Annotated in this window: 16 protein-coding genes; 6 read left to right on the forward strand and 10 right to left on the reverse strand. The window is 65.4% G+C overall.

Going from position 1 to position 21,359, the window contains the following annotated elements; all coding sequences use genetic code 11:
* Positions 1-222: 222 nt before the first annotated feature.
* Positions 223-1,902: an L-lactate permease gene (locus tag ACU8YE_RS01575; RefSeq protein ID WP_232042341.1), complete on the reverse strand. Its 1,680-nt coding sequence runs from the start codon at positions 1,900-1,902 to the stop codon at positions 223-225.
* A gap of 260 nt (positions 1,903-2,162) precedes the next feature.
* On the opposite strand from ACU8YE_RS01575, the gene ACU8YE_RS01580 reads away from it, so the two are divergent.
* The 3 genes from ACU8YE_RS01580 to ACU8YE_RS01590 all read left to right on the forward strand — a co-directional run bounded on the left by ACU8YE_RS01580 (position 2,163) and on the right by ACU8YE_RS01590 (position 9,035).
* The gene (locus tag ACU8YE_RS01580) at positions 2,163-4,526 is read left to right on the forward strand and encodes a patatin-like phospholipase family protein (protein WP_446927971.1); all 2,364 of its coding nucleotides are present in this window, start codon (positions 2,163-2,165) and stop codon (positions 4,524-4,526) included.
* Between the two features lie 169 nt (positions 4,527-4,695).
* Complete coding sequence (locus ACU8YE_RS01585; protein ID WP_446927972.1) at positions 4,696-5,877, forward strand: efflux RND transporter periplasmic adaptor subunit; 1,182 nt, start codon at positions 4,696-4,698, stop codon at positions 5,875-5,877.
* A 2-nt stretch (positions 5,878-5,879) separates the two neighbouring features.
* Entirely contained in the window at positions 5,880-9,035 is a 3,156-nt protein-coding gene (locus tag ACU8YE_RS01590) for a multidrug efflux RND transporter permease subunit (RefSeq protein WP_446927973.1), read from the forward strand.
* 12 nt (positions 9,036-9,047) lie between these two features.
* Here ACU8YE_RS01590 and ACU8YE_RS01595 read toward each other — a convergent pair whose 3' ends face one another.
* The 7 genes from ACU8YE_RS01595 to ACU8YE_RS01625 form a co-directional block, all read right to left on the reverse strand.
* Entirely contained in the window at positions 9,048-9,872 is an 825-nt protein-coding gene (locus ACU8YE_RS01595) for an alpha/beta hydrolase (protein WP_316868664.1), read from the reverse strand.
* Positions 9,869-11,155, reverse strand: coding sequence for an MASE1 domain-containing protein (locus tag ACU8YE_RS01600; protein ID WP_414560382.1), 1,287 nt, complete (start codon positions 11,153-11,155; stop codon positions 9,869-9,871). Before ACU8YE_RS01600 ends, ACU8YE_RS01595 begins: the two co-directional genes overlap by 4 nt.
* A gap of 89 nt (positions 11,156-11,244) precedes the next feature.
* Entirely contained in the window at positions 11,245-11,886 is a 642-nt protein-coding gene (locus ACU8YE_RS01605; RefSeq protein WP_446927974.1) for a glutathione S-transferase family protein, read from the reverse strand.
* 52 nt (positions 11,887-11,938) lie between these two features.
* Complete coding sequence (locus tag ACU8YE_RS01610; protein WP_446927975.1) at positions 11,939-13,129, reverse strand: aminotransferase-like domain-containing protein; 1,191 nt, start codon at positions 13,127-13,129, stop codon at positions 11,939-11,941.
* Between the two features lie 140 nt (positions 13,130-13,269).
* The gene (locus ACU8YE_RS01615) at positions 13,270-13,740 is read right to left on the reverse strand and encodes a RidA family protein (RefSeq protein WP_440816651.1); all 471 of its coding nucleotides are present in this window, start codon (positions 13,738-13,740) and stop codon (positions 13,270-13,272) included.
* A 45-nt stretch (positions 13,741-13,785) separates the two neighbouring features.
* Positions 13,786-14,724: an EamA family transporter gene (locus tag ACU8YE_RS01620; RefSeq protein ID WP_440476896.1), complete on the reverse strand. Its 939-nt coding sequence runs from the start codon at positions 14,722-14,724 to the stop codon at positions 13,786-13,788.
* A gap of 7 nt (positions 14,725-14,731) precedes the next feature.
* Positions 14,732-15,451, reverse strand: coding sequence for an alanine--tRNA ligase-related protein (locus ACU8YE_RS01625; protein ID WP_440476897.1), 720 nt, complete (start codon positions 15,449-15,451; stop codon positions 14,732-14,734).
* A gap of 129 nt (positions 15,452-15,580) precedes the next feature.
* On the opposite strand from ACU8YE_RS01625, the gene ACU8YE_RS01630 reads away from it, so the two are divergent.
* The 3 genes from ACU8YE_RS01630 (at position 15,581) to ACU8YE_RS01640 (ending at position 19,590) form a co-directional block, all read left to right on the forward strand.
* A complete protein-coding gene (locus ACU8YE_RS01630; protein WP_232042350.1) occupies positions 15,581-17,059 on the forward strand; it encodes an aminotransferase-like domain-containing protein in 1,479 nt (492 codons plus the stop codon).
* 102 nt (positions 17,060-17,161) lie between these two features.
* Positions 17,162-19,084: a molecular chaperone HtpG gene (htpG, locus tag ACU8YE_RS01635; RefSeq protein WP_414561395.1), complete on the forward strand. Its 1,923-nt coding sequence runs from the start codon at positions 17,162-17,164 to the stop codon at positions 19,082-19,084.
* Positions 19,085-19,092: 8 nt separating this feature from the next.
* Positions 19,093-19,590 carry a DNA-deoxyinosine glycosylase gene (locus ACU8YE_RS01640; RefSeq protein WP_440076836.1) on the forward strand — a complete coding sequence of 166 codons (498 nt, stop codon included), beginning with the start codon at positions 19,093-19,095 and terminating at the stop codon, positions 19,588-19,590.
* Positions 19,591-19,597: 7 nt separating this feature from the next.
* On the opposite strand, the gene ACU8YE_RS01645 is transcribed toward ACU8YE_RS01640, so the two are convergent.
* Both ACU8YE_RS01645 and ACU8YE_RS01650 read right to left on the reverse strand, forming a co-directional pair.
* On the reverse strand, positions 19,598-20,392 hold the full coding sequence (locus tag ACU8YE_RS01645; RefSeq protein WP_440076837.1) for a type IV pili methyl-accepting chemotaxis transducer N-terminal domain-containing protein: 795 nt from the start codon (positions 20,390-20,392) through the stop codon (positions 19,598-19,600).
* 19 nt (positions 20,393-20,411) lie between these two features.
* Positions 20,412-21,143: a type IV pili methyl-accepting chemotaxis transducer N-terminal domain-containing protein gene (locus ACU8YE_RS01650; RefSeq protein ID WP_260802740.1), complete on the reverse strand. Its 732-nt coding sequence runs from the start codon at positions 21,141-21,143 to the stop codon at positions 20,412-20,414.
* Between the last annotated feature and the right edge of the window lie 216 nt (positions 21,144-21,359).

Below are 21,359 nucleotides of genomic sequence, written 5' to 3' on the forward strand. Positions count from 1 at the left end.
GAGGCTTTTTGCTCGGCGGGTGGAGTTCAGAGCTCGGCGCGCGAGGCTTTTTGCTCGACAGGTGGAGTTCAGAGCTCGGCGTGTGAGGGTTTTTGCTCGGCGATTGGGGTTCAGAGCGTCAGCCGTGATCGGCGGGAGGCCCCGGGCTGTCCGCGAGACGCATCGCGCCATGAAAAAAGCCGCTCGGTTGAGCGGCTTTCTTGTTTATCCGGGCGAGGGCGCTCAGTGCACCACAATCCGCGTGAACGGCTCCACGTAAGCCTGCAGGGTGATCATCAGGCCCACCAGGAAGGCCAGCGCCAGCGAGTGGAAGAACACGTAGCGCAGGATGTCGCCCTCGTGGCCGTACCACTTGGTGGCGGTGGAGGCCACGACGATGGACTGCGCATCGATCATCTTGCCCATCACGCCGCCCGAGCTGTTGGCTGCCGCCATGAGGATTGGCGACAAGCCGAGTTGCGTGGCCGTGGTCTTCTGCAGGCCGCCGAACAGCACGTTCGAGGCCGTGTCCGACCCCGTGAGCGCCACGCCCAGCCAGCCCAGCATCGTGCCGAACAGCGGGTACAGCACGCCGGTGTGGGCGAAGGCCAGGCCCAGCGTTGCGTCCAGACCCGAATAGCGGGTGAGATAGCCGATGCCGAACATCGCGCAGATGGTCAGCAGCGAATAGCGCGTGAGCTTGATGGTGTTCCAGTATTCCTTGACCATGCGCGGCACCGAGTAGCCCATCAGCAGGCCGCCCACGATGGCCGAGACCAGGATGCCCGTGCCCGCCATCGACAGCACATTGAAGAGGAACACCGCGCCTTCGGCGGTCTCCTTCGCGACCACCGGCGGGCCCTTGAGCACCATCTTGTCCAGGCCGGGGATCGGGAACTTGAACTGCCACAGACCGTCGGCAAACGCCTTGAACTGCGGAATGCCCCAGATGAACACAAACACGGTCAGGATCACCCACGGCAGCCAGGCCTGCACGCGCGTGATCTTGGTATTGGCCTCAGCGCTGGTAGCGGCACGCGCCTCGGCGGCCGCTTCGGGATCGACGCTGGAGTTGTCCTCGCGGTTGCGCAGGGCGGTCGAGGTCCAGATCGTCTTGGGCTTCCATACCTTCAGGAACAGCGTGAGCGTGCCCATCGACACCAGCGCCGCAATCACGTCCACCAGCCACGGGCCGTGGAAGTTCGATACCAGGAACTGCGGAATGGCAAACGACACGCCCGCCACCAGGATCGCCGGCCAGATTTGCAGCATGCCGCGGAAGCCCGCGAACGCCCAGATCAGCCAGAACGGCACCAGCACCGAGAAGAACGGCAACTGGCGGCCAACCATGGCCGACAGCTTCAGCAAGTCCAGCCCCGTGACCGAGGCCAGCCCGATAAGCGGCGCGCCCAGTGCACCGTAGGCCACCGGGGCGGTGTTGGCGATCAGGGCCAGGCCAGAGGCGGCCAGCGGCGAGAAGCCCAGGCCGATCAGGATGGCGCCCGTGACAGCCACCGGCGTGCCGAAGCCCGCTGCGCCCTCAAAGAAGGCACCAAAGCTGAACGCCACCAGCAGCAGTTGCAGGCGGCGGTCTTCGGTAATGCCGGAAATCGAGCTCTGTAAGACCTTGAACGACCCGTTCAAGGTGGTGAGCCGGTGCAGGAAGATGATGTTCAGGACGATCCAGCCAATCGGGAACAGGCCTGAAATGATGCCCAGGCCTGCTGCCTTGCCGGCCATTGCGGTCGGCATGCCGAACACGAACGAGGCGATCCCCACCCCGACAATCAGCGCCAACCCGGCCGCCAGATGGGCCTGCATGTGGAAGAACGCCAGCGAGCACAGCAGCACGGCAACCGGTATCCCGGCCGCTAAGGTTGACCACACGGCGCTGCCGAGCGGGTCATAGACTTGATTCCACATCTTGATCTCCTCCTGTTTGGGCGTTTCGGTTCTTCTCGATACCGAACGTCTTCTGCTGCCCCTTTTTCGCAGGGGCGAACGCGGATTGTAGGAACAAGCGTGTCCGGGCCACCGCAATATTCTGTCACTTTCGCCCTGAAAAGTATTCATCGGCTGCGGGGCGAGGGTTGACGCGGCGCACGCAATCGCACCGGGTAAATCCGGGTTGTGGAATCATTGCGCCTGCAACGCAGACCACCACCCCATTTCGCCCCCTATCCATGGCTTCTCTGACGGCCTTTCCGATTCGCCGACGCGGCTCCCGATGGGCTGCCGCCGTGCTCACCGCGTTTGTGGCACTGGCGACGCTGTCACCCGCCGTGCATGGCCAGACCGCGGCAGCGCCCGCGCAGGCGAACACCGAATCGACGCGGCCGCGTATCGGCCTGGTGCTCTCGGGCGGCGGGGCGCGCGGCTATGCGCATATTGGCGTGCTCAAGATGCTGGAGCGCATGCGCATTCCCGTGGATGTGATTGCCGCGACGAGCATGGGCGCCGTGGTGGGCGGGCTGTACGCCAGCGGCATGCGTGCGGATGCGCTGGAGCAGAAGCTCTCGCAGGTCGACCTGAGCGACATCGCCTTCGACCGCAACGATCGCGCCAAGCTGCCGCAGTCGCTGCGCGAGGATGATTTCCAGTATCCGATCGGCTTGTCCGCCGGCTATGGCGACGGCAAGCTCAAGCTGCCCGCCGGGCTGGTGCAGGGCAACCGCCTGCTCGCGCTGCTCAAGAACTGGACAGCGGAGTGGCCAGACAACATCGCGTTCTCGCGCCTGCCGATTCCGTTCAAGGCCATGGCGACGGATCTGGCCACGGGCGACGGGGTGATTCTCGACCACGGCTCGCTGCCGCTGGCCATGCGGGCCAGCATGGCGGTGCCGGGTCTGTTCGCACCCATCGAAGTGGGCGGCCGCACGCTGGTGGATGGCGGCCTGGTGAGCAACCTGCCCGTGCAGCTCGCGCGCGACATGGGGGCTGACATCATCATCGCCGTCAACATCGGGTCGGACTTGCAGCGGCCGGAAGACCTCGCCTCGCCAGCGGCGGTGACGCAGCAGATGATCACCATCCTCGTCGGCCAGAACGTGCGGGCGCAAAAGGCGCTGCTGCGCGGCAAGGATGTGTTGATCGAGCCGCAGCTCTCGGAGCTTTCGTTTACTGATTTCGCCAAGGGCCCGCAGGGCGTGCGGCAGGGCGAGCGCGCGGCGCAGGCCGTTGAGACCAAGCTCGCGGCGTTGTCGCTGTCGCCGCAGGCGTATGCCGCGTACCGCGCTGCCCATGAGCCGCAAGGCACGCTGGTGGCAGGCGCACGCATCGACGCTATTGATGTGACCACCAGCGGCCGGGTGCCGCCGGCACGTGTGCGCCAGTTGATCAAGGTGCGCGAAGGCGATGCGTATGACGCCGAGGCGCTCAACCGCGAGCTGTCAGCGCTGGCCACCACGGGCGACTTCGAAACCGTCACGCAGCAGTTGGTGGAGGAGAACGGCGTGCATACGCTGAAGATCGACGCGCATGAAAAGTCGTGGGGCAACCAGTTCTTCCTGTTCGGGCTGGGCATGTCGACCAACTTCGACGGGCGTGGCGCGTTCAACGTCAACCTCGGCCACCGGTATCCGTGGCTCACGCAGAGCGGGCTGGAGTGGCGCAATGACATCGTGCTCGGCAGCAACCGGGCGAGCATCCATACCGAGTTGCGACAGCCGCTGTGGCAGGCGCGCGGGTTCTACGTGGCGCCGTATGCCGAGTACTCGCGCCGCAGATCGGATCTCTACTTTGACGATCAGCCGCCTACCCGGGACGCCAAGCCGTTCAACAACCTGACCATCGAGACGGCGCGCGCCGGCGTTGACCTGGGCATCCCGTTGGGTCGCAAGGGTGAACTGCGCCTGGGCGTGAACTACGTCAGGAAGGCAGCGACGTTCAATTACCTGGAGCTGATCGCGGACGAGTCCGGGAATATCGTGGATGCGACGGCCTTAGACACCTTGCGCGCCCAGCAGCCGGCCTTTCGCGCCCAGCTCACGCTGGACCAGCTCGACGATCCGCTGTTTCCGCGCAGCGGCTACTACTTTTACAGCAGCGTGGAGGCGGGCTTCGGTTCGCTCGACAAGAAGTTCAACACCGCCCAGGCCAAGAGCCTATGGGCGACGAGCCACGGCCGCCACACGTTCAATGTGGCGTTGGAAGGGGCGGGCCTGTTTGGCGTCAACAGTCCGACGCGCGAGAACGGCGGCAACACGGGCAACGGCGCCAACGAGGGCTTCTTCCTGGGTGGCTTCCAGCATCTCTCGGCCTATGCGCAGGATCAGTTCAACGGCCAGTACATGCTGTACGGGCGCCTGACCTATCTGTACGACCTTCGTATCGACGATCTGCTCGGCCTGCGCGCGCCGGTGTTCGGCGCCAGCGCGGAAGCCGGCAACGTCTGGCAGTTGCGCAACAACTTCGGGCGGGGTCCTTACCTGAAGAGCGGCAGCGTATTCGTGGGCGGCAACAGCCCGATCGGGCCGCTGTATTTCGGTTTTGCGGTGGCGCCGCAGGGCGTGTGGAACGTGTACCTGCAGCTCGGCCGCGTCTTCTGAAACAGCATCAAGCGGGAGGGCACCTGCCTGCACGCGCGGGCAGTGCCTGCTTCGTAAGGTCTTGATCAGATTGAAAAATCAATCGATCAGCTTGCGGCGGATGTGCGTGCTAGCCTTCCGCTTCGCTTTTTCAAGACCTCGGGCGCGGTCGCGCCCAGCCCCCTTTCCCATGATGTTCTGCGTGTTGTTCTGTCGTTCCCGTTCGTCCCGGTGGTTGCTGTGCGCGTGCGCGTTGGCTGTGTTGCAGGCGTGCGGCAAGCATGCTGATGAAGCCGCGAGGCCCGCTGGTCCGCCGGAGGTCGAGTTTGCCGTTGCACAACGCTCCGATGCGCCGCTGGTGACCGAACTGCCCGGCCGCCTGGAGCCGTATCGCACGGCGCAAGTGCGTGCGCGCGTCGACGGCATCGTCCTCAAGCGCGCCTACGAAGAAGGGCAGGTGGTCAAGGCCGGACAGGTGCTGTTCCGAATCGACCCGGCACCGCTCAAGGCGCAGGTGGACGCCGCACAAGGTGCGCTCGCCCGCGCGCAGGCGCAACTCGCCATCGCCCGCGACAAGGCTGCGCGCTACAAGGGCCTGGCCGCCACGCGCGCCGTGAGCGAGCTGGAATACGCTGAAGCGCAAGCCGCCGAACGTCAGGCCGCAGCGGACGTGGTGTCCGGCCGCGCTGCGCTGGAAACCGCGCAACTGCGCCTGGGCTATGCCACCGTCACCGCCCCGATTGGTGGCCGCTCGCGCCGCGCACAGGTGACCGAAGGCGCGCTGGTCAAGGAAGACGCTGCCACGCCGCTCACCACGGTCGAGCAGATCGACCCGATCTATGTCGACTTTGCTCAGCCCGCTGCCGAGGTCCTGGCCTTGCAGCGCGCGCAGAAGAAGGGCCAAGCCGCTGCATTGAGCGGTCAGGACGTCGGCGTTCAAGTCATCCTGAGCGATGGCGTGGCGTACGAGCGCCCGGGCAAGCTGCTGTTCTCGGATCTGGCGGTGGATCGTGCGACCGACAACGTCTCGATGCGCGCCGTGCTGCCCAACCCCGATGGCCTGCTGCTGCCCGGCATGTACGTGCGCGTGAAGCTCTCGCACGCCGTGCAGCAGGGCGCTGTGACCATTCCGAAGGGCGCGTTGCACCGTGATCGTCATGGCGCGACGGTGTTTGTGGTGCAGGCAGACAACACGCTGGCGGCTCGATCCGTTGCTGCGCAAACGTTGGCTGGCGATCAATGGCTGGTGACGGGCGGCCTGTCCGGAGGGGAGCGTGTTGCCATTCCAGGCATGCAGACACTGGAAGCGGGCATGGCGGTCAAGCCTGTGCCCACCGCCCCGAGTGCTGACACGAAGCCGAAGAAGGGCTGACCATGGCGCGCTTCTTTATCGACCGCCCGGTCTTTGCCTGGGTGATTGCGCTGGCCATCATCCTGGCCGGCGTGCTCGCGTTGCCCAAGCTGCCGGTGGCGCAGTATCCGAACATTGCGCCGCCCAATGTCAGCATCTCGGCCAACTATCCGGGCGCGTCCGCGCGCACGGTGGAGAGTGCCGTCACCGCCATCATCGAGCGCGAGATGAACGGTGCGCCGGGGCTGCTGTACATGTCGTCGTCGTCGGATGCGGCGGGCAATGTGTCGATCAACCTCGCGTTCACGCAGGGCACGAGCCCCGATCTTGCGGCGGTGGAGGTGCAGAACCGGCTGAAGATCGTCGAAGAACGCCTGCCCGAGGTCGTGCGCCGCAACGGCATCCGCATCGAGAAGGCGGCCGAGAACTACATGATGTATCTGTCGCTGACGGCCGAGCGCGGGCGCTTCGACGGCATCGACCTGGGCGACCTCGCGTCGTCTGATCTGATTCCGCAGTTGCGCCGCGTGCCGGGCGTGGGCACCGCGCAGTTGTTCGACGCGGAATACGCCATGCGCATCTGGCCCGATGCCGACAAGCTGACCGCATTGGGCCTGACCGCCGGCGACCTGAGCGACGCCGTGCGCCGCTACAACGCGCGCATCACCGTGGGCGAGATCGGCAGCGGAGCGGTGCCGGGCAGCGCGCCCATCAACGCGAGCGTGACCGGCGACGATGGGCTGACCACGCCGGACGCATTCGGCCAGATTCCCCTGCGTGCGGATGCGCAGGGCCGCATGGTGCTGCTGCGCGATGTGGCGCGCGTGGAGCTGGGCGGCAGCGATTACCTGTACCTCTCGCGCATGAACGGCAAGCCCGCCACGACCATCGGCATCAAGCTCGCCCCCGGCGCCAATGCCGTGGGTGTGGCCAAGCGCGTGCGTGCGGTGCTGGACGAAGCGCAGGCGCATTTCCCGCCCGGCGTGCGCTACGAGGTGGCGTACGACAGCTCGCGCTTTGTCGGCATCGCCATCGAGCAGGTGGTCAAGACGCTGCTCGAAGCCGTGGTGCTGGTGTTCCTCGTGATGATGCTGTTCATGCAGAACCTGCGCGCGACGCTGATCCCGACGCTGGTGGTGCCGATCGCGCTGCTGGGCACGTTTGCGGTGATGCTGCCGATGGGTTTTTCCATCAACGTGCTGACGTTGTTTGGCCTGGTGCTGGCCATCGGCATCCTCGTCGACGATGCCATCGTGGTGGTGGAGAACGTCGAACGCGTGATGCACGAAGACGGGCTCTCGCCGCGCGAGGCAACGGCCAAGGCGATGCGGCAGATCAGCGGGGCCATCGTGGGTATCTCGCTGGTTCTGACGGCGGTGTTCGTGCCGATGGCGTTCTTTGGCGGCGCGGTGGGCAATATCTACCGGCAGTTTTCGCTGTCGCTGGCGGTGTCGATGGTGTTCTCGGCATTCCTGGCGCTGACGCTCACGCCCGCGCTTTGCGCAACGCTGCTCAAGCCGGTGCGGGCCGGCCACGGTGCCGAGCGCAAGGGCTTCTTCGGCGCATTCAACCGGGGTTTTGCGCGGTTGACGTCGCGATATCAGAACGGTGTTGCCAAGCTGCTCAACCGCACGGGCCGCGCGCTGATTGCGTACGGCGCCGTCATCGGCGTGGTGGTGCTGCTGTTCACGCAACTGCCGACGGCCTTCCTGCCCGAAGAAGACACCGGCGAATTCATGACCGTCGTCATGCTCCCGACCGGCGCTACGCAGGCGCAGACGCTCGAGGTCGTGCAGCAGGCCGAGCAGCACTTCATGACGCAGGAGCCGGCGGTGGCGTCCACGCTGGCCATCACGGGCTTCAGCCTGTACGGCAACGGCCAGAACGCGGCCATGCTGTTCCTGACGCTCAAGGACTGGAAGCAACGCAAGGGCGCTGACCAGCACGTCGATGCCGTGGTCGAACGCGCCAACGCGGCGTTCGGCAAGATCAAGGGCGCGATGGTCATGGCGATGAACTCGCCCGCGCTGCCGGAGCTGGGCAGCAAGCCCGGCTTCGACCTGCGTCTGCAGGACCGCGGCGGCGCCGGCTACGAGCGCCTTGCGCAGGCACGCGACCGCATGCTGGCCGAAGCCGCCAAGCATCCGGCGCTGTCGGAAGTCACATTTGCGGGCCAGGGCGATGCCCCGCAGGTGCTGATCGATGTGGACCGCAAGAAGGCGCTGTCGATGGGCGTGTCGATTGAGGACATCAACCGCACGCTGGCCGTGATGTTCGGCTCCGACTACGCGGGTGATTTCGTCTACCGCAACCAGGTGCGTCGTGTGATCGTGCAGGCCGACGGCAAGCAGCGTGTCTCGGTCGAGCAGCTCGGCCGGATGCATGTGCGCAATGCGGCGGGGGCGATGGTGCCGCTCTCCGCGTTCACCACGACAAAGTGGATCGTCGGGCCGCTCAAGCTCGACCGCTACAACGGCTTTCCGGCCATGACGATCACTGGCTCGCCCGCGCCCGGTCATAGCTCCGGCGATGCGATGGCGGCGATGGCATCGATTGCGCGCGGCCTGCCCGAAGGCTTCGGCTACGAGTGGACGGGGCAGTCGTTCGAGGAGCGCCTGTCGGGCGCGCAGGCGCCGGCGCTGTTTGCGTTGTCGATCCTCGTCGTGTTTCTGTGCCTCGCGGCGTTGTACGAAAGCTGGTCGATTCCGCTGGCGGTCATGCTGGTGGTGCCGCTGGGGGTGCTGGGTGCGCTGCTGGGTGCCACGCTGCGTTTCCTGCCCAACGACATCTATTTCAAGGTCGGGCTCATTGCGACCATCGGCCTGTCGGCCAAGAACGCGATCCTGATCATCGAAGTGGCCAAGGATCTGGTGGCGCAAGGCATGGGGCTGATAGAAGCCACGCTGGAGGCCGCGCGTCTGCGCTTCCGGCCGATCGTGATGACGTCGCTGGCGTTTGCGTTTGGCGTCGTGCCGCTGGCAATTGCGACCGGCGCGGCATCGGCCAGCCAGCGTGCCATCGGCACGGGCGTGCTGGGCGGGATCATCACGGCGACGGTGCTGGCGGTGTTCCTGGTGCCGGTGTTCTTTGTGGTGGTGCGGCGCGTGTTCAAGGGCAGCGAGCGGCAGCGCCGGCTGGACGCGGCGCACGAGCACGAGACCGCAGGGCCGGCCGCCTGATCGGCGTCGTGATCAATCTGCGGCGGCTGGGCTCTTGCGCCTGGCCGCTGCAGGGTCGAAACCGAAGAAGCCGAGAACCTCTGCGGCGACCTGATCGCGGTCGTTGTCTACGCAGATCATGTGGTAGCTGTTCTCCAGCACCACGCTGCGCGCATGGGGCAGGGTGGCCTGCAGCGTTTCGGCGGAGCGCAGGCTGGTGAGCTCGTCTTCGCGCGAATGGATCACCAGCGTCTGGCATTGCGTGTCGGGCGCCCCCGCCAGTGCCCAGCGTCGCAGCCGGTCCACCTGCCGAATGCACGCCAGCGGCACCCACGGGTAGTGGAAGCTGTCGCCGCGTGCGAGCTTGGCTTTAATGATCCGCCGCAATAGCGGGTTCTTGATGCCGAACGGCTCGTCCTCTTCCACGCGCATGCGCGCCGCCATGCCCGGGATGCGATAGACCACGTAGCGCAGATCCCGATACCACGGCGTCGACCAGCCATCGATATGGATCGGCGTGGCCAGCAGCGCCAGCCTGTCCTGCGGGCGCGCAATGCCATGTCGAACCCGGTGCGCCAGCACCAGCGCCAGCAGCGCACCCATGCACATTCCGGCGATATGCACGGTGTCATGCTCGGCGGCGAGCCGTTCATACGTTTGCTTGAGCGTTTCAAGCCACGCCTCGGCGGGCATGTGGATCAGGTCTTCGGGGCGCGTGCCGTGGCCGGGCAAGGTTGGCACGTGCGTGACGGCGCCGGCGCTGCGCAGCGCTTTCTGTAGCACGCCCACGTCGTAGGCCGTACCGCCCAGACCATGGATCAGCAGCACGGCCGTGCTGCCGGACGCCGATGTCGTCACAGTGCGGTCTCGACCGACCAGGTGCCGGTGACGAGCGCCATGTTGCCGACGGCGTCCATCAGCGGGCCACCGGTATCCACCACGGTGTGCAGCGTGCCGTCGCGTGCTGTGATGCGCAGCGTCTGGCGGCGCGCGGGCATGGCGGCCCCGTCGTCCAGCGAGGTCTCCCCGAGCCAGCGCGCACGCAGCGCGTCGCGGTCATCCGGGTGCACCAGTTGCAGTACGGTGGAGATCGACGCCATGCTTGCGGGTTCGTGTCCGAACACGAGCACAACGTCGCCGCCCCAGTCGATGCGGCCGCTCGCCGGGTCGATGGTGTAGACGAGCTGGCCCGACGTCGCCAACGCCAGCTCCACGCGGTTCTGCCACTGCGCGCTTTGCTCGTGCAACTGTTCGCGCGTGGTCTTGAGCGCGCTCACCAGCAGCACCAGCAGCGCGGCAATGCCCAGGTACAGCTGCGCTTCCAGCAGCGACTGGCCATAGTGGTGGTCGAGCACGGCGAACGGGCCGTCGCCCTCGGCGGTTTGCGTGAGCGCCACCAGCGTGAGCAGCAGCACGGCCATCGAGCCGCCGCGGCCGCCCCACAGCAGGGCCACCACCACGGCAAAGAACAGCGGGACGTACGTCAGTGCAAAGCCGATGCCGTCGCCAAACTTGGCATCGCTGTTGCCGTCAAAGATGACGTACGCCGACAGCGCCAGCGCAATTGCGGCCGCCAGACCGAGCAGGAAATCCGTGCGGTCCGTGCCACCCGAGCGGAACGCGCGAAAGCGGGACCATGCCGCGAGCACCGGCGTGACGATCAGCACGCCCAGGAAATCCGACGCCGCCCAGATGCGCAGCACGTGCCCGAATGAGCCGCCTTGCGACCACGCAAACCATGCCGCCCCGAACAGCGCCCCGAGCAGTGCACTGACCGCGCCGGCCACCAGCATCGCGCGCACGAAATAGAGCCCCTCAAGCGGCACGCGCGCCAGCCGCACCAGCGCCACGGCCAGCGCTGCGCTGCCCGCCTCGTCGAGCACGAAGAGCATCGCGTGGGCCGGGTTGGTGTGTTCAATGGCGGCCAGCGCCAGTTGCGCCACGGCAAACGCTGCCCCCAGCCCCGGCCACTCGCGATAAGGCCGCAGCATGAATGCAGCCATGGTTACGCCTGCCGGCAGCCAGATGTAGCCCGTCATGTCGACCGGCCCATTCAGCCGGTGCGACACGATGGCGGCAACCAGGTAAAGCGCGCCCCAGAGGATCGTGGCGACGGTGGTGGAAGGTCGGTTCAATGGCATCCGGGTTTCCCTCGGTGAAAACAAAAAACCGCGCCGGCTTGGGTGCCGTGCGCGGTTGGTGATGCTACCGCAATCGGTTTCGGGCGGGCTTAGACCACGGGCAGCGCCAGGACTTCGCGCGCGGCGCGCCGGTCGCGCAGTTCGGCCATCCAGCGCTCGAGGTTCGGTCGCGCGGGGCGGTCCATCGGCAAGCCGAGCCAGCGGTGCGTGGCACAGCCGCAGGCAATGTCGGCCATGGTGAAACGCTGCCCCGCCACGTACGGTTGTTTGGCGAGCACGGCTTCGAGAATGGCGGTGCTGCGCTCCGCGGCCCGGCGCGAGCGTTCAATTCGCGCGGCGTCGCGCTGGTCTTCCGGCGTACGCACGAGCTGCAGGAACGCATCGACCATCGACGGGCCGTACGAGGTGGTCTGCCAATCCATCCAGCGGTCGGCATCGGCGCGCTCGTGGAGTTCGAGCGGGTAGAGATTGCCCGGGCCGTAGCGCGCCGAAAGATAGCGCACGATGGCGTTGGATTCCCACAGCACGAAGCGCGTATCGCCGGAATCGTTCAGGCCGTCTTCGATGACGGGGATCATGCCGTTCGGGTTCATCGCCTTGAATTCCGGCGTGTCGACGCCGCCGAAGGCGCCACCGACGTCGATGCGCTCATGGTCGAGCGATAACTCATGCGCGCACCAGACGACCTTCTGAACGTTGACCGAAGAGAGTCTTCCCCAGATCCGCAGCATCGACGACGGCTCCTTTCTTGAATGAAATGGATGGAATGGATCGTTAGGTAATTTAGGCGGCCTTGGGCGTGAGCGCAGCGATTTCTGCGCGGATCAACTCGCCCAGCACGGCAATGCCTTGCTCGATGCGCTCCGGCGCCACCGTCACGAACGCCAGCCGCAAGGTATTGCGACGCGGCGCATTGGCATAGAACGGCGCGCCCGGCACGAACGCCACACTGCGCGCGACGGCCTTTTCCAGCAGCGCCATCGTGTCGATGCCTTCCGGCACTTCCACCCAGATGAACATGCCGCCTTCCGGGCGGTTCCAGTGCACGCCGGCCGGCATATGGCGCGTGAGCGAGTCGAGCATCGCTTCGCATTGCTTGCCGTAGAGGGTTCGGATGCTCGGGATGTGCGTGTCGAGCAGCCCGGTCTTCAGCACCTCGTACGCCACGCGCTGCGTGAAGCTGGGCGTGTGCAGATCCGATGCCTGCTTGGCTTGCACGAGTTTGAAGTGGATGTGTTCGGGCGCAATGATGTAGCCCAGGCGCATGCCCGGTGCCAGGATCTTCGAGAACGAGCCCATGTAGATCACGCCGTCCGGATTGAGCGAGCGCAGCGAGGGCAAGGCGTCGCCGGTGTAGCTGAGTTCGCCGTACGGATCGTCTTCGACGAGCAGCACGCCGAGTTCCTTCGCGCGGGCCACCAGGGCCTGGCGGCGGTCCAGCGGCAGGCGGCGGCCGGTCGGGTTCTGGAAGTTCGGGATCGTGTAGAAGAAGCGCGCGCCGGCTGCCAGTTCCGGCGTCAACGCGTCGGGCAGCAGGCCCTTGTCGTCGGTGGCGATGGACGTATAGGTCGGCTCGAACAGCGAGAACGCTTGCAGCGCGCCGAGGTACGTCGGCGTTTCGACCAGCACCTTGCTTTGCGGGTCGATGAAGATCTTGCCGAGCAGGTCCAGCCCCTGCTGTGAGCCCGTGGTGATCAGCACGCGCGAGGCGGTGGTGCCATGACGCTGGGCAATCCATTCGCGCAGCACCGACAGGCCTTCGGTGGGCGTGTACTGCAGCGAGGCCTGCGGGTTGTCGGCAAACATGCGGGCGCACGCCGCCTGAATCGCTTCGACCGGGAAGGTGACCGGGGCGGGCAGGCCGCCGGCGAATGAAATGACCTCAGGACGTTCGGTGATCTTGAGGATTTCCCGGATCGCCGAGCTGGTCAGTTTCTGAGCGCGGCTGGAGAAGGTGCAGGCGGTGTGGTCCATGGTGTGGTCCTAGTGTTGCGGCGCCCACCTCGTGAGCGGGCGCCGTGGGTGGGCAAAGCGAAAAGAATAGCAGGCAACCAGCCCATCCAACATTGGGCCGTCACCTTAGAGACTGCGGGAAAAAGCGCCGCTCAGATCGCTCAGGCGACTTCGGCAATCAGCTCGATCTCGACGCATGCGCCGAACGGAATCTGCGCGACACCGAAGGCGCTGCGGGCGTGCTTGCCGGCGTCGCCAAACACGTCGGCGAACAGTTCCGATGCACCGTTGGTGACCAGGTGCTGCTCGGTGAACTCCTGCGTGGAGTTGACCAGGCTCATGACCTTGACGATGCGCTTGACGCGGCTGAGGTCACCGCCCAGGTGCGTGTTCAGCGTGGCCATCAGGTCAATGGCGATGGCGCGTGCGGCGGCCTTGCCTTGCTCGGTGGCCATGTCGGCGCCCAGCTTGCCGACCCACGGCTTGCCGTCTTTCTTGGCGATGTGGCCGGACAGGAAGACCTGGTTGCCGGTTTGCGCGGCCATGACGTAGGCGGCAGCGGGGGCGCCGGCGGCGGGCAGTTCGATGCCGAGTTGCTTGAGCTTGGCCTGGGCGTCGTGCGAGGCGGTCATGAAGACTCCTTGGTAAGTGTGTTCAACAAAAGAGGGAAGACGTTGCTATCGGCGGACCGACGTGCGCCGGCCGATGCCGACCACGGCAATGACGGCCAGCGCAAACAGCACGGTCGGCGCATCGAGCGATTCGCCCAGCAGCAGCCAGCCGCCGATCAACGTCATGAAAGGTTGCAGCAATTGTATCTGGCCGACCCGCGCAACACCGCCCGCTGCCAGGCCGGAATACCAGAACAGGAAGCCGATGAACATGGAAAAGGCCGATACATAAGCCAGCCCCATCCAGGCCCGGGACGACGCATGCGCCAGCGCCTCGGCCTGATGTGTGGACGGCAGCCATGCCAGCGCCCCGACCAGCGGCAGCAGCACGGGCAGGGAGACGACCAGCGCCCAGGCAATCGTCTGCGTGCCGCCCAGATCGCGTGCGAGCCTGCCGCCGGTCGCATAGCCGAGGGCGCCCGTCACCATGGCGGCGAAGAGAAGCCAATCGGCGCGGTGCAGGGCGCCCGCACCTTGCAGCAGCGCAAATGAAACAACAAGCACGCTACCAACGACCGCGCACAGCCAGAACCCGCTGGACGGCCGCTCGCGCCCGAACCACGCGGCAAAGATGGCCGTCGCAAGCGGCAGCAGGCCGGTGATGATGGCGCCATGGGCGGCCGGCACATCGCGCATCGCCAGCGACGAGAACAGCGGAAAGCCCACCACTACACCCATCGCCGTCACTGCCAGTTGCCACCATTGATTGCCGCGCGGGCGCTTGCCGGCCGAGAACGCGCCCGTGGCGGCGAGGAGCACCAACGCCAGCACGCTCGCCAGCACCGCCCGCGCCAGCGCCACGAAGGTGGCATCCAGCTCGGCCACGGCCATGCGCGTGAACGGCAGCGTCTGGCTGAAGATGGCCACGCCGATGAAACCGAGCAGCAGGCCGCGGCGTTCGGCGTGGTCAAGGGGTGCCACGGGCAGGGCGACGGACTTGTTCATGGGGGGCTCAATCTGCGAACGCTACGGCGACGCGCCGGTTCTGGCGGCTTTTCTTTTCGATCTTGGTGACGACCACGCGGCCGATTTCACCGGTGGCCCGTACATGGGTGCCGCCGCACGGTTGGCGGTCGATGCCATCGATGTGGATGATGCGGATGGCCGAGGCGCCTGCCGGCGGCGCCGCGCCGATGGTGCGCACGAGTTCGGGCTGGGCGGCCAGTTCTTCTGGCGTGATCAGGTCGATGCGCACCGGCGTGTTGCGGCCGATGAGTTCATTCAGCTGCGTGGTGAGCGTGTCGCGGTCGAGCGTCGATTCCGGCAGGTCGAAGTCGATGCGGCCGGCGTCCGGCGAGATGCCGCAGCCCGTGACGGGCACGGGAATCAGCGAACCCAGCAGGTGCAGGCACGTATGCAGCCGCATAAGCCGGTGGCGGCGGTCCCAGTCGATGGTGGCCGTGACCGGTGTGCCGGGCGCGAGCAGCGAGAGGTCTGCGCTATCGGCAGGCACATGGAGAACGGTTTGGCGATCGGTGCTGTAAACCGTGTCGGCAATCGCAATGGTTTGCCCATCTGCCCCGACCAGCGTGCCGGTGTCGCCGGCCTGGCCGCCGCTGCGGGCATAAAACACCGTGGCGTCCAGTTCAATCCCTTCCGGATGCACGGCGACGACGGTGGCGTCGCAAGCGGTGCGGTAGGCGTCTTCGTCAAAGCGTTTCAACGTTGGCATGGCGGCAGTCTCCGATTCGCTGGGGGCGGAATTCTGACCTTGATCCTACCGAACTGCCTCTGTACAGTACCTGTACACTTTGTCGTGGCGCTTTCTGTACAGTTTTCGGCGCGCTGAGCCTACCCCGTCATGAATCCCACCTCCCACATCATCAGCCTGGATGCCCGCCGCGCGGCCGCCCGCCCGGCGGCGGAGCAATTGCCCGACCCGATTCCTTCGGCGCAAATGACGCTGGTGGATCAGCTCACCGAATGGGCGCGGATGCGCATTGATGAGCGTGTGTTTCGGGCGGGCATGCGCATGCCGTCGATCCGGCAACTGGCCCAGGAGAAGAGCATTTCGCGGTTCACCGTGGTGGAGGCGTACGAGCGGCTGGTGGCGCAGGGGTATCTGGAGTCGCGCCGCGGTTCGGGCTTCTACGTGAAGGAGCGTCAAGCGCTGCTGCCCGAGGAGCCGGTCGCGCCGCCGCCGACCGCCGCACGCAAGATCGACGTGACCTGGCTGCTGCGGAACATGTTCCATTCTGCGGAGCCACGCAAGGCGCCGGGTGTGGGCTTCTTGCCCAACGGGTGGCTGGACGGCGAGCTGATCGCCAACGCGCTGCGCTCGCTGGGGCGACTGAACGGCAACCAATTTCTGTCGCTGGGCACGCCGCAGGGCTTCTTGCCGCTGCGCCAGCAACTGCAAACGCGGCTGGCCGAGCTGGAAATTGGTGCACGACCCGAGCAGATCGTGGTGACCTCGGGGATCACAGCCTCACTCGACCTGATTGCGCGTCAGTATGTGCAGCCGGGCGACACGGTCCTCGTGGGCGATCCGGCGTGGTTTCTGATGTTCGGCCGCTTTGCCGCCCAGGGTGCGCAGGTGATTGGTGTGCCCTATACCACCGAGGGGCCGGACCTGGTCGCGCTGGAAGGGTTGGTGCAGGCGCGTCGCCCCAAGCTGCTGGTCATCAACTCGATCCTGCACAACCCGACCGGTACGTCGCTCTCGGCTGCCAAGGCATTCCAGTTGTTGCGGTTGGCTGAGCAGTACGGCTTTCTGATCGTTGAAGACGACATTTATGGCGATCTTGCACCGCCCGGTTATCAGGCGACGCGGCTGGCAAGCCTGGATCAGTTGCGCCGGGTGATTTACCTGAACAGCTTTTCCAAAACGCTGGCGGTGAACTTGCGCGTGGGTTTCATTGCCTGCCATCCGGAACTGGCCAAGAACCTGACCGATGCCAAGCTGCTGACAGGGTTTGCTACGCCCGAGATCAACGAACGCGTGCTCTACAAGATCCTCACCGAAGGCCAATATCGCAAGCACGTTGAACGCGTGCGCGGCCGCCTGGACCGTGCGCGCGATGCCGTGCAGCGGAACCTAGAGCGCATGGGCCTGAAGCTGTTTGCGCAGCAGGGCGCGGGCATGTTCCTCTGGGCCGATACCGGGCAGGACACCAACGCCATTGCCCGGGCGGGGCACGAGCAAGGCTATGTGTTTGCGCCGGGGAGCTTGTTTTCGCCGTCGCAGATGCCATCGACGTGGATGCGCTTCAACATCGCGACCAGCGCCGATCCGGACATGCTGCGGTTCCTGGCGGAGCAGCTCGATCGCGGGTCTTGAAAACTGCGCGCCACGCCCTATCTAGCCTCACAAATTCATGCGGGCGCACGCGCTAGGTGTAGCCCGCTTCTCTTTCCACTTTCCAGACTTTTTATGCACACCATGAGCGCACCGCACGAGAAGATGGCTTTCCAGGCAGAAGTGAAGCAGCTTCTGCATCTGATGATCCACTCGCTGTACAGCAACAAGGAAATCTTCCTGCGGGAGCTGGTTTCCAATGCGTCGGATGCGGTGGACAAGCTGCGCTTTGAGGGCATCGCCAATCCGTCGCTGCTGGAAGGCGGCGGCGAGCTTGGCATCCGCATCGGCTTCGATGCCGCCGCGCGCACCATCACGATTGCCGACAACGGCATCGGCATGAGCCGCGATGAAGCCATCCGCAACCTCGGCACCATCGCCCGCTCGGGCACGCGCGAGTTCTTCAGCCAACTGTCAGGCGACCAGCAGAAGGATGCCGCGCTGATCGGTCAGTTTGGCGTGGGCTTCTACTCGGCGTTTATCGTGGCCGACCGCGTGACGGTGGAATCGCGCCGCGCCGGCGTGGGCGCCGATGAAGGCGTGCGCTGGGAAAGCACGGGCGACGGCGAATTCACCGTCGACACCATCGAACGCGGCGAGCGCGGCACCACCATCACGCTGCACCTGCGCGAGGGTGAGGACGATTTCCTCTCCGCCTGGCGCGTCAAGTCGGTCGTGCAGAAGTACTCGGACCATATCTCCCTGCCGATCCAGATGCGCAAGGAAGCGTGGGACGAAGAGAAGAAAGCGATGGTGGCCCAGGACGAGTGGGAAACCATCAACCAGGGCAGCGCGCTGTGGGCCCGCCCGCGCGCAGACGTGACGGACGATCAGTACATCGCGTTCTACCAGCACATCGCCCACGAAAATGGCAAGCCGCTCGCCTGGACGCACAACCGTGTGGAGGGCCGCAGCGAATACACGCAACTGCTGTACATCCCGACCAACGCGCCGTTCGACCTGTGGGACCGCGAGCGCCGCAGCGGCCTGAAGCTTTACGTCAAGCGCGTCTTCATCATGGACGACGCCGAGCAACTGCTGCCCGGCTACCAGCGCTTCGTGAAGGGCGTGATCGATTCGGCTGACTTGCCGCTGAACGTCTCGCGCGAAATCCTGCAGGAAAGCCGCGACGTAAAAGCAATTCGCGAGGGCTCGACCAAGCGCGTGCTGGGCATGCTCGAATCGATGGCCGAGTCGGATGACGCGGCCGAGAAGGAAAAGTACGCCACGTTCTGGCAGAACTTCGGCCAGGTGCTCAAGGAAGGTATCGGCGAAGACCACGCCAACAAGGATCGCATTGCCAAGCTGCTGCGCTTTGCTTCCACACACAACGAAGACAGCGCCCAGACCGTCTCGCTGGCGGATTACATCGGCCGCATGAAGGAAGGCCAGGACAAGATCTACTACGTGACCGCGGAAAACTGGACGGCCGCCAAGTCGAGCCCGCATCTGGAAATCTTCCGCAAGAAGGGCGTGGAAGTGCTGCTGCTGACCGACCGCGTGGACGAGTGGATGCTGTCGTTCCTGCACGAGTTCGAAGAGAAGGAACTGGTGTCGGTGGCGCGCGGCGATCTCGACCTGGGCGCCTTGGAAGACGAGGCCGAGAAGGCCGAGCACGCCAAGGTGGAAGGCGAATTCAAGCCGCTGGTCGAGCGCGCCAAGGCGGTGCTGGGCGACAAGGCCAAGGACGTGCGGATCACGCATCGCCTGACCGATTCGCCGTCGTGCCTGGTAGCCGATGAAGGCGACATCAGCGGTACGCTGGCGCGTCTGCTCAAGCAGGCCGGCCAACAAGCGCCCGACAGCAAGCCCGTGCTGGAGCTGAACCCGACGCACCCGCTCGTGCGCAAGCTCGCGCTGCTGGAAACCGTGACCGGCAACGAAGCCGACCGCGCGGCGTTCGAGGATCGCATTCACGTGTTGTTCGATCAGGCACTGCTGGCTGAAGGTGGCGCGCTGACCGACCCGGCGGCTTACGTGCAACGCGTGAACCGTCTGCTGGCCTGACGACGAGCGTGACGCTCAAGCGGTGCTTCCCACCCGTGGTCGACGCGCACACGCGCGTGCTGATCCTCGGCAGCCTCCCCGGCGAAGCATCGCTTGCGCAATCACAGTACTACGCTTACAAGCACAACCAGTTCTGGCGCCTCGCCGGTGAGGTGATCGGCGAGGACTTGCCAGGCATGGAATACACCGCGCGCCTGCAAGCGCTGCTCGCGCATCGCATTGGCCTCTGGGATGTGGTGGCCGAAGCCAAGCGCGAGGGCAGCCTCGACAGCAAGATCCGCGACCATGCCGGCAACGACCTTGCCGGTCTGATTGCTTCATTACCCGAGCTGAAAGTGATCGCCTTCAACGGCGGTACCGCCGCGCGCATCGGCATGAAGGCGTTGGGCGAGATCGGCGACCGGCACACCATCCTCAAGCTCCCTTCCAGCAGCCCGGCTTATGCGGCTGTGCCGTACGCCCAAAAGTTGTCCGCGTGGCATGCGCTGCGTGAGTGGCTGTCGTAGCGCTCTGCTATCTGGGCAGCCCCTCGTACAGGCCCGTTACGTCATCCATCACCTCAAGAATGCGCTCGCTGGTTGTCGCAACGTTGCGCAGCTGTTCTGCGCGCGTGCCTTCTGTCTGCTTGAGCGCCTCGGCAAAGAACAGCCACTGCGTGCTGGCGAGTTGTAGCGCATTGTTGATCGCCCCGGAGTTCTGCGGCGCAGACGTCAGGAATGCTTGAGCGGCCGTAAATTCCTTCATTGCCGAATCGAGATCCTGGGTCATCTGCGCAGAGGTAATGTCCCACGCGCGGAACATGCTCAGCTTGGCAATGCGCTGCGAGAGCATCCGCTGACGGCCGGCCACGTTGATCAGCTTGCCCGTTGGCGTGCCCGATTGTTTCTCCAGCAGCGCTGTGCCCTGTTGCGCGAGCTTCAGCACGTCGTCGCTGGCTTGGGCGATCTTCTTCGCGTTGTTGATGTTGGGCTCGCTGCCTGTCAGCAACTGCCTGTAGACGAGCCACGTCTGTTCAAGTTTGGCGTAGGTGTCCTTGATCTCGGGCGTGGGTGCGAATGCCTTCAATTCCGTGAGTTGCCGATCGAAGAGCGCGACGGACTGCTCGAGAATTTTCTTCGATCGTTCGACCTCCACGCCCAGGCCGATCTGGCAATACGCCTTGGCCATGCGCTGCGACAGCATGCGCTGGCGGCCCGCCTTGTTGATGGCCGCGTTGATCGTCAGCGGTTGCGCGCACGCGTTCCCGACCAGGCCTGACAGCAGGGCGGAGCACACAAGCAAGCGGATGAATTGCAGGTAGGGTTTCAAGCGGTTCTCCGTCTCATGATCAACGCAGTGACATGTGCCCGAACGTGCGCGATGCCGGGGTCGATGGCCGGCGTGCGCCCGCACCGGGCTGCGAGGCATCGTCGGTTCCGACGACATTGCGGATCAACTGGTCCATCTCCTGAATGATGTCTGCGAGCACCGTCGTAATGACGGAGAATTCACGCCCGTACGGCCCCGCACGCGCCGCCGAGACGCGCGCGTTCATGGCGACGATGTTGGCCTGCATCGAGATGCGTCCGAGGTGCGCGGCGATTTCTGCCTGGCGTTTGCGCAGTGCGACTTCGCACAGGTGCATCTCTTCTTGATAGGCCTGCGTGATGGTCTGCAGCAGTTCCAGCATGGGCGTGGCTTGCGCCACGAGCGCATCAAGAGACGGGTTGCGTTGGGCCGTGCTGGTCGACAAGGTGTCGATGGCGCTTTTGACCAGAACGATGAACTCGCGGACGCGCGCGTCACCACGCAGCTTGCCGAAGTACAGCTGACGCAGCGCTTCCGAGAATGCCCCGGGCAGGCGCGCATTGCCCTCGACAAGATCGGTGTGTGCCGACGCGAATGTCGCCAGGCATGAGCGCGCGATGTCGAGCGCAGCGGCGTGCCCCTGCGCGGCCAACACCATTTGCAGCACGATCCGCTGCGACAGCATGCGTTGCCGTCCGGACAGGTTGATCAGCTCGCCAATGGTCTCGACGGACACATCGGCCGTGGGGGCCGGGGTGGTGGAAGCGTTCATGTCGTGCCTTGCTCGTGGTGTTGAGGTTGACGCAGCCGCGAAGGCAAAAAAAAGCGCTCCGAAGCGAGCTGGCGACGCACCGGTTGCCCGGGTCGTGCCGTGTCGCCTCGGAGCGCCGTTGCCCCGAACGCTCCCTGCGGAGCGTGCCATCGCGATGTGCCAAGTTGGTTCGAGGCCGCCGTTGGCCCTGTCCTTGCCAATGCAATAGCCATGCCA

This window comes from Ralstonia sp. VS2407 (genome assembly GCF_052950655.1).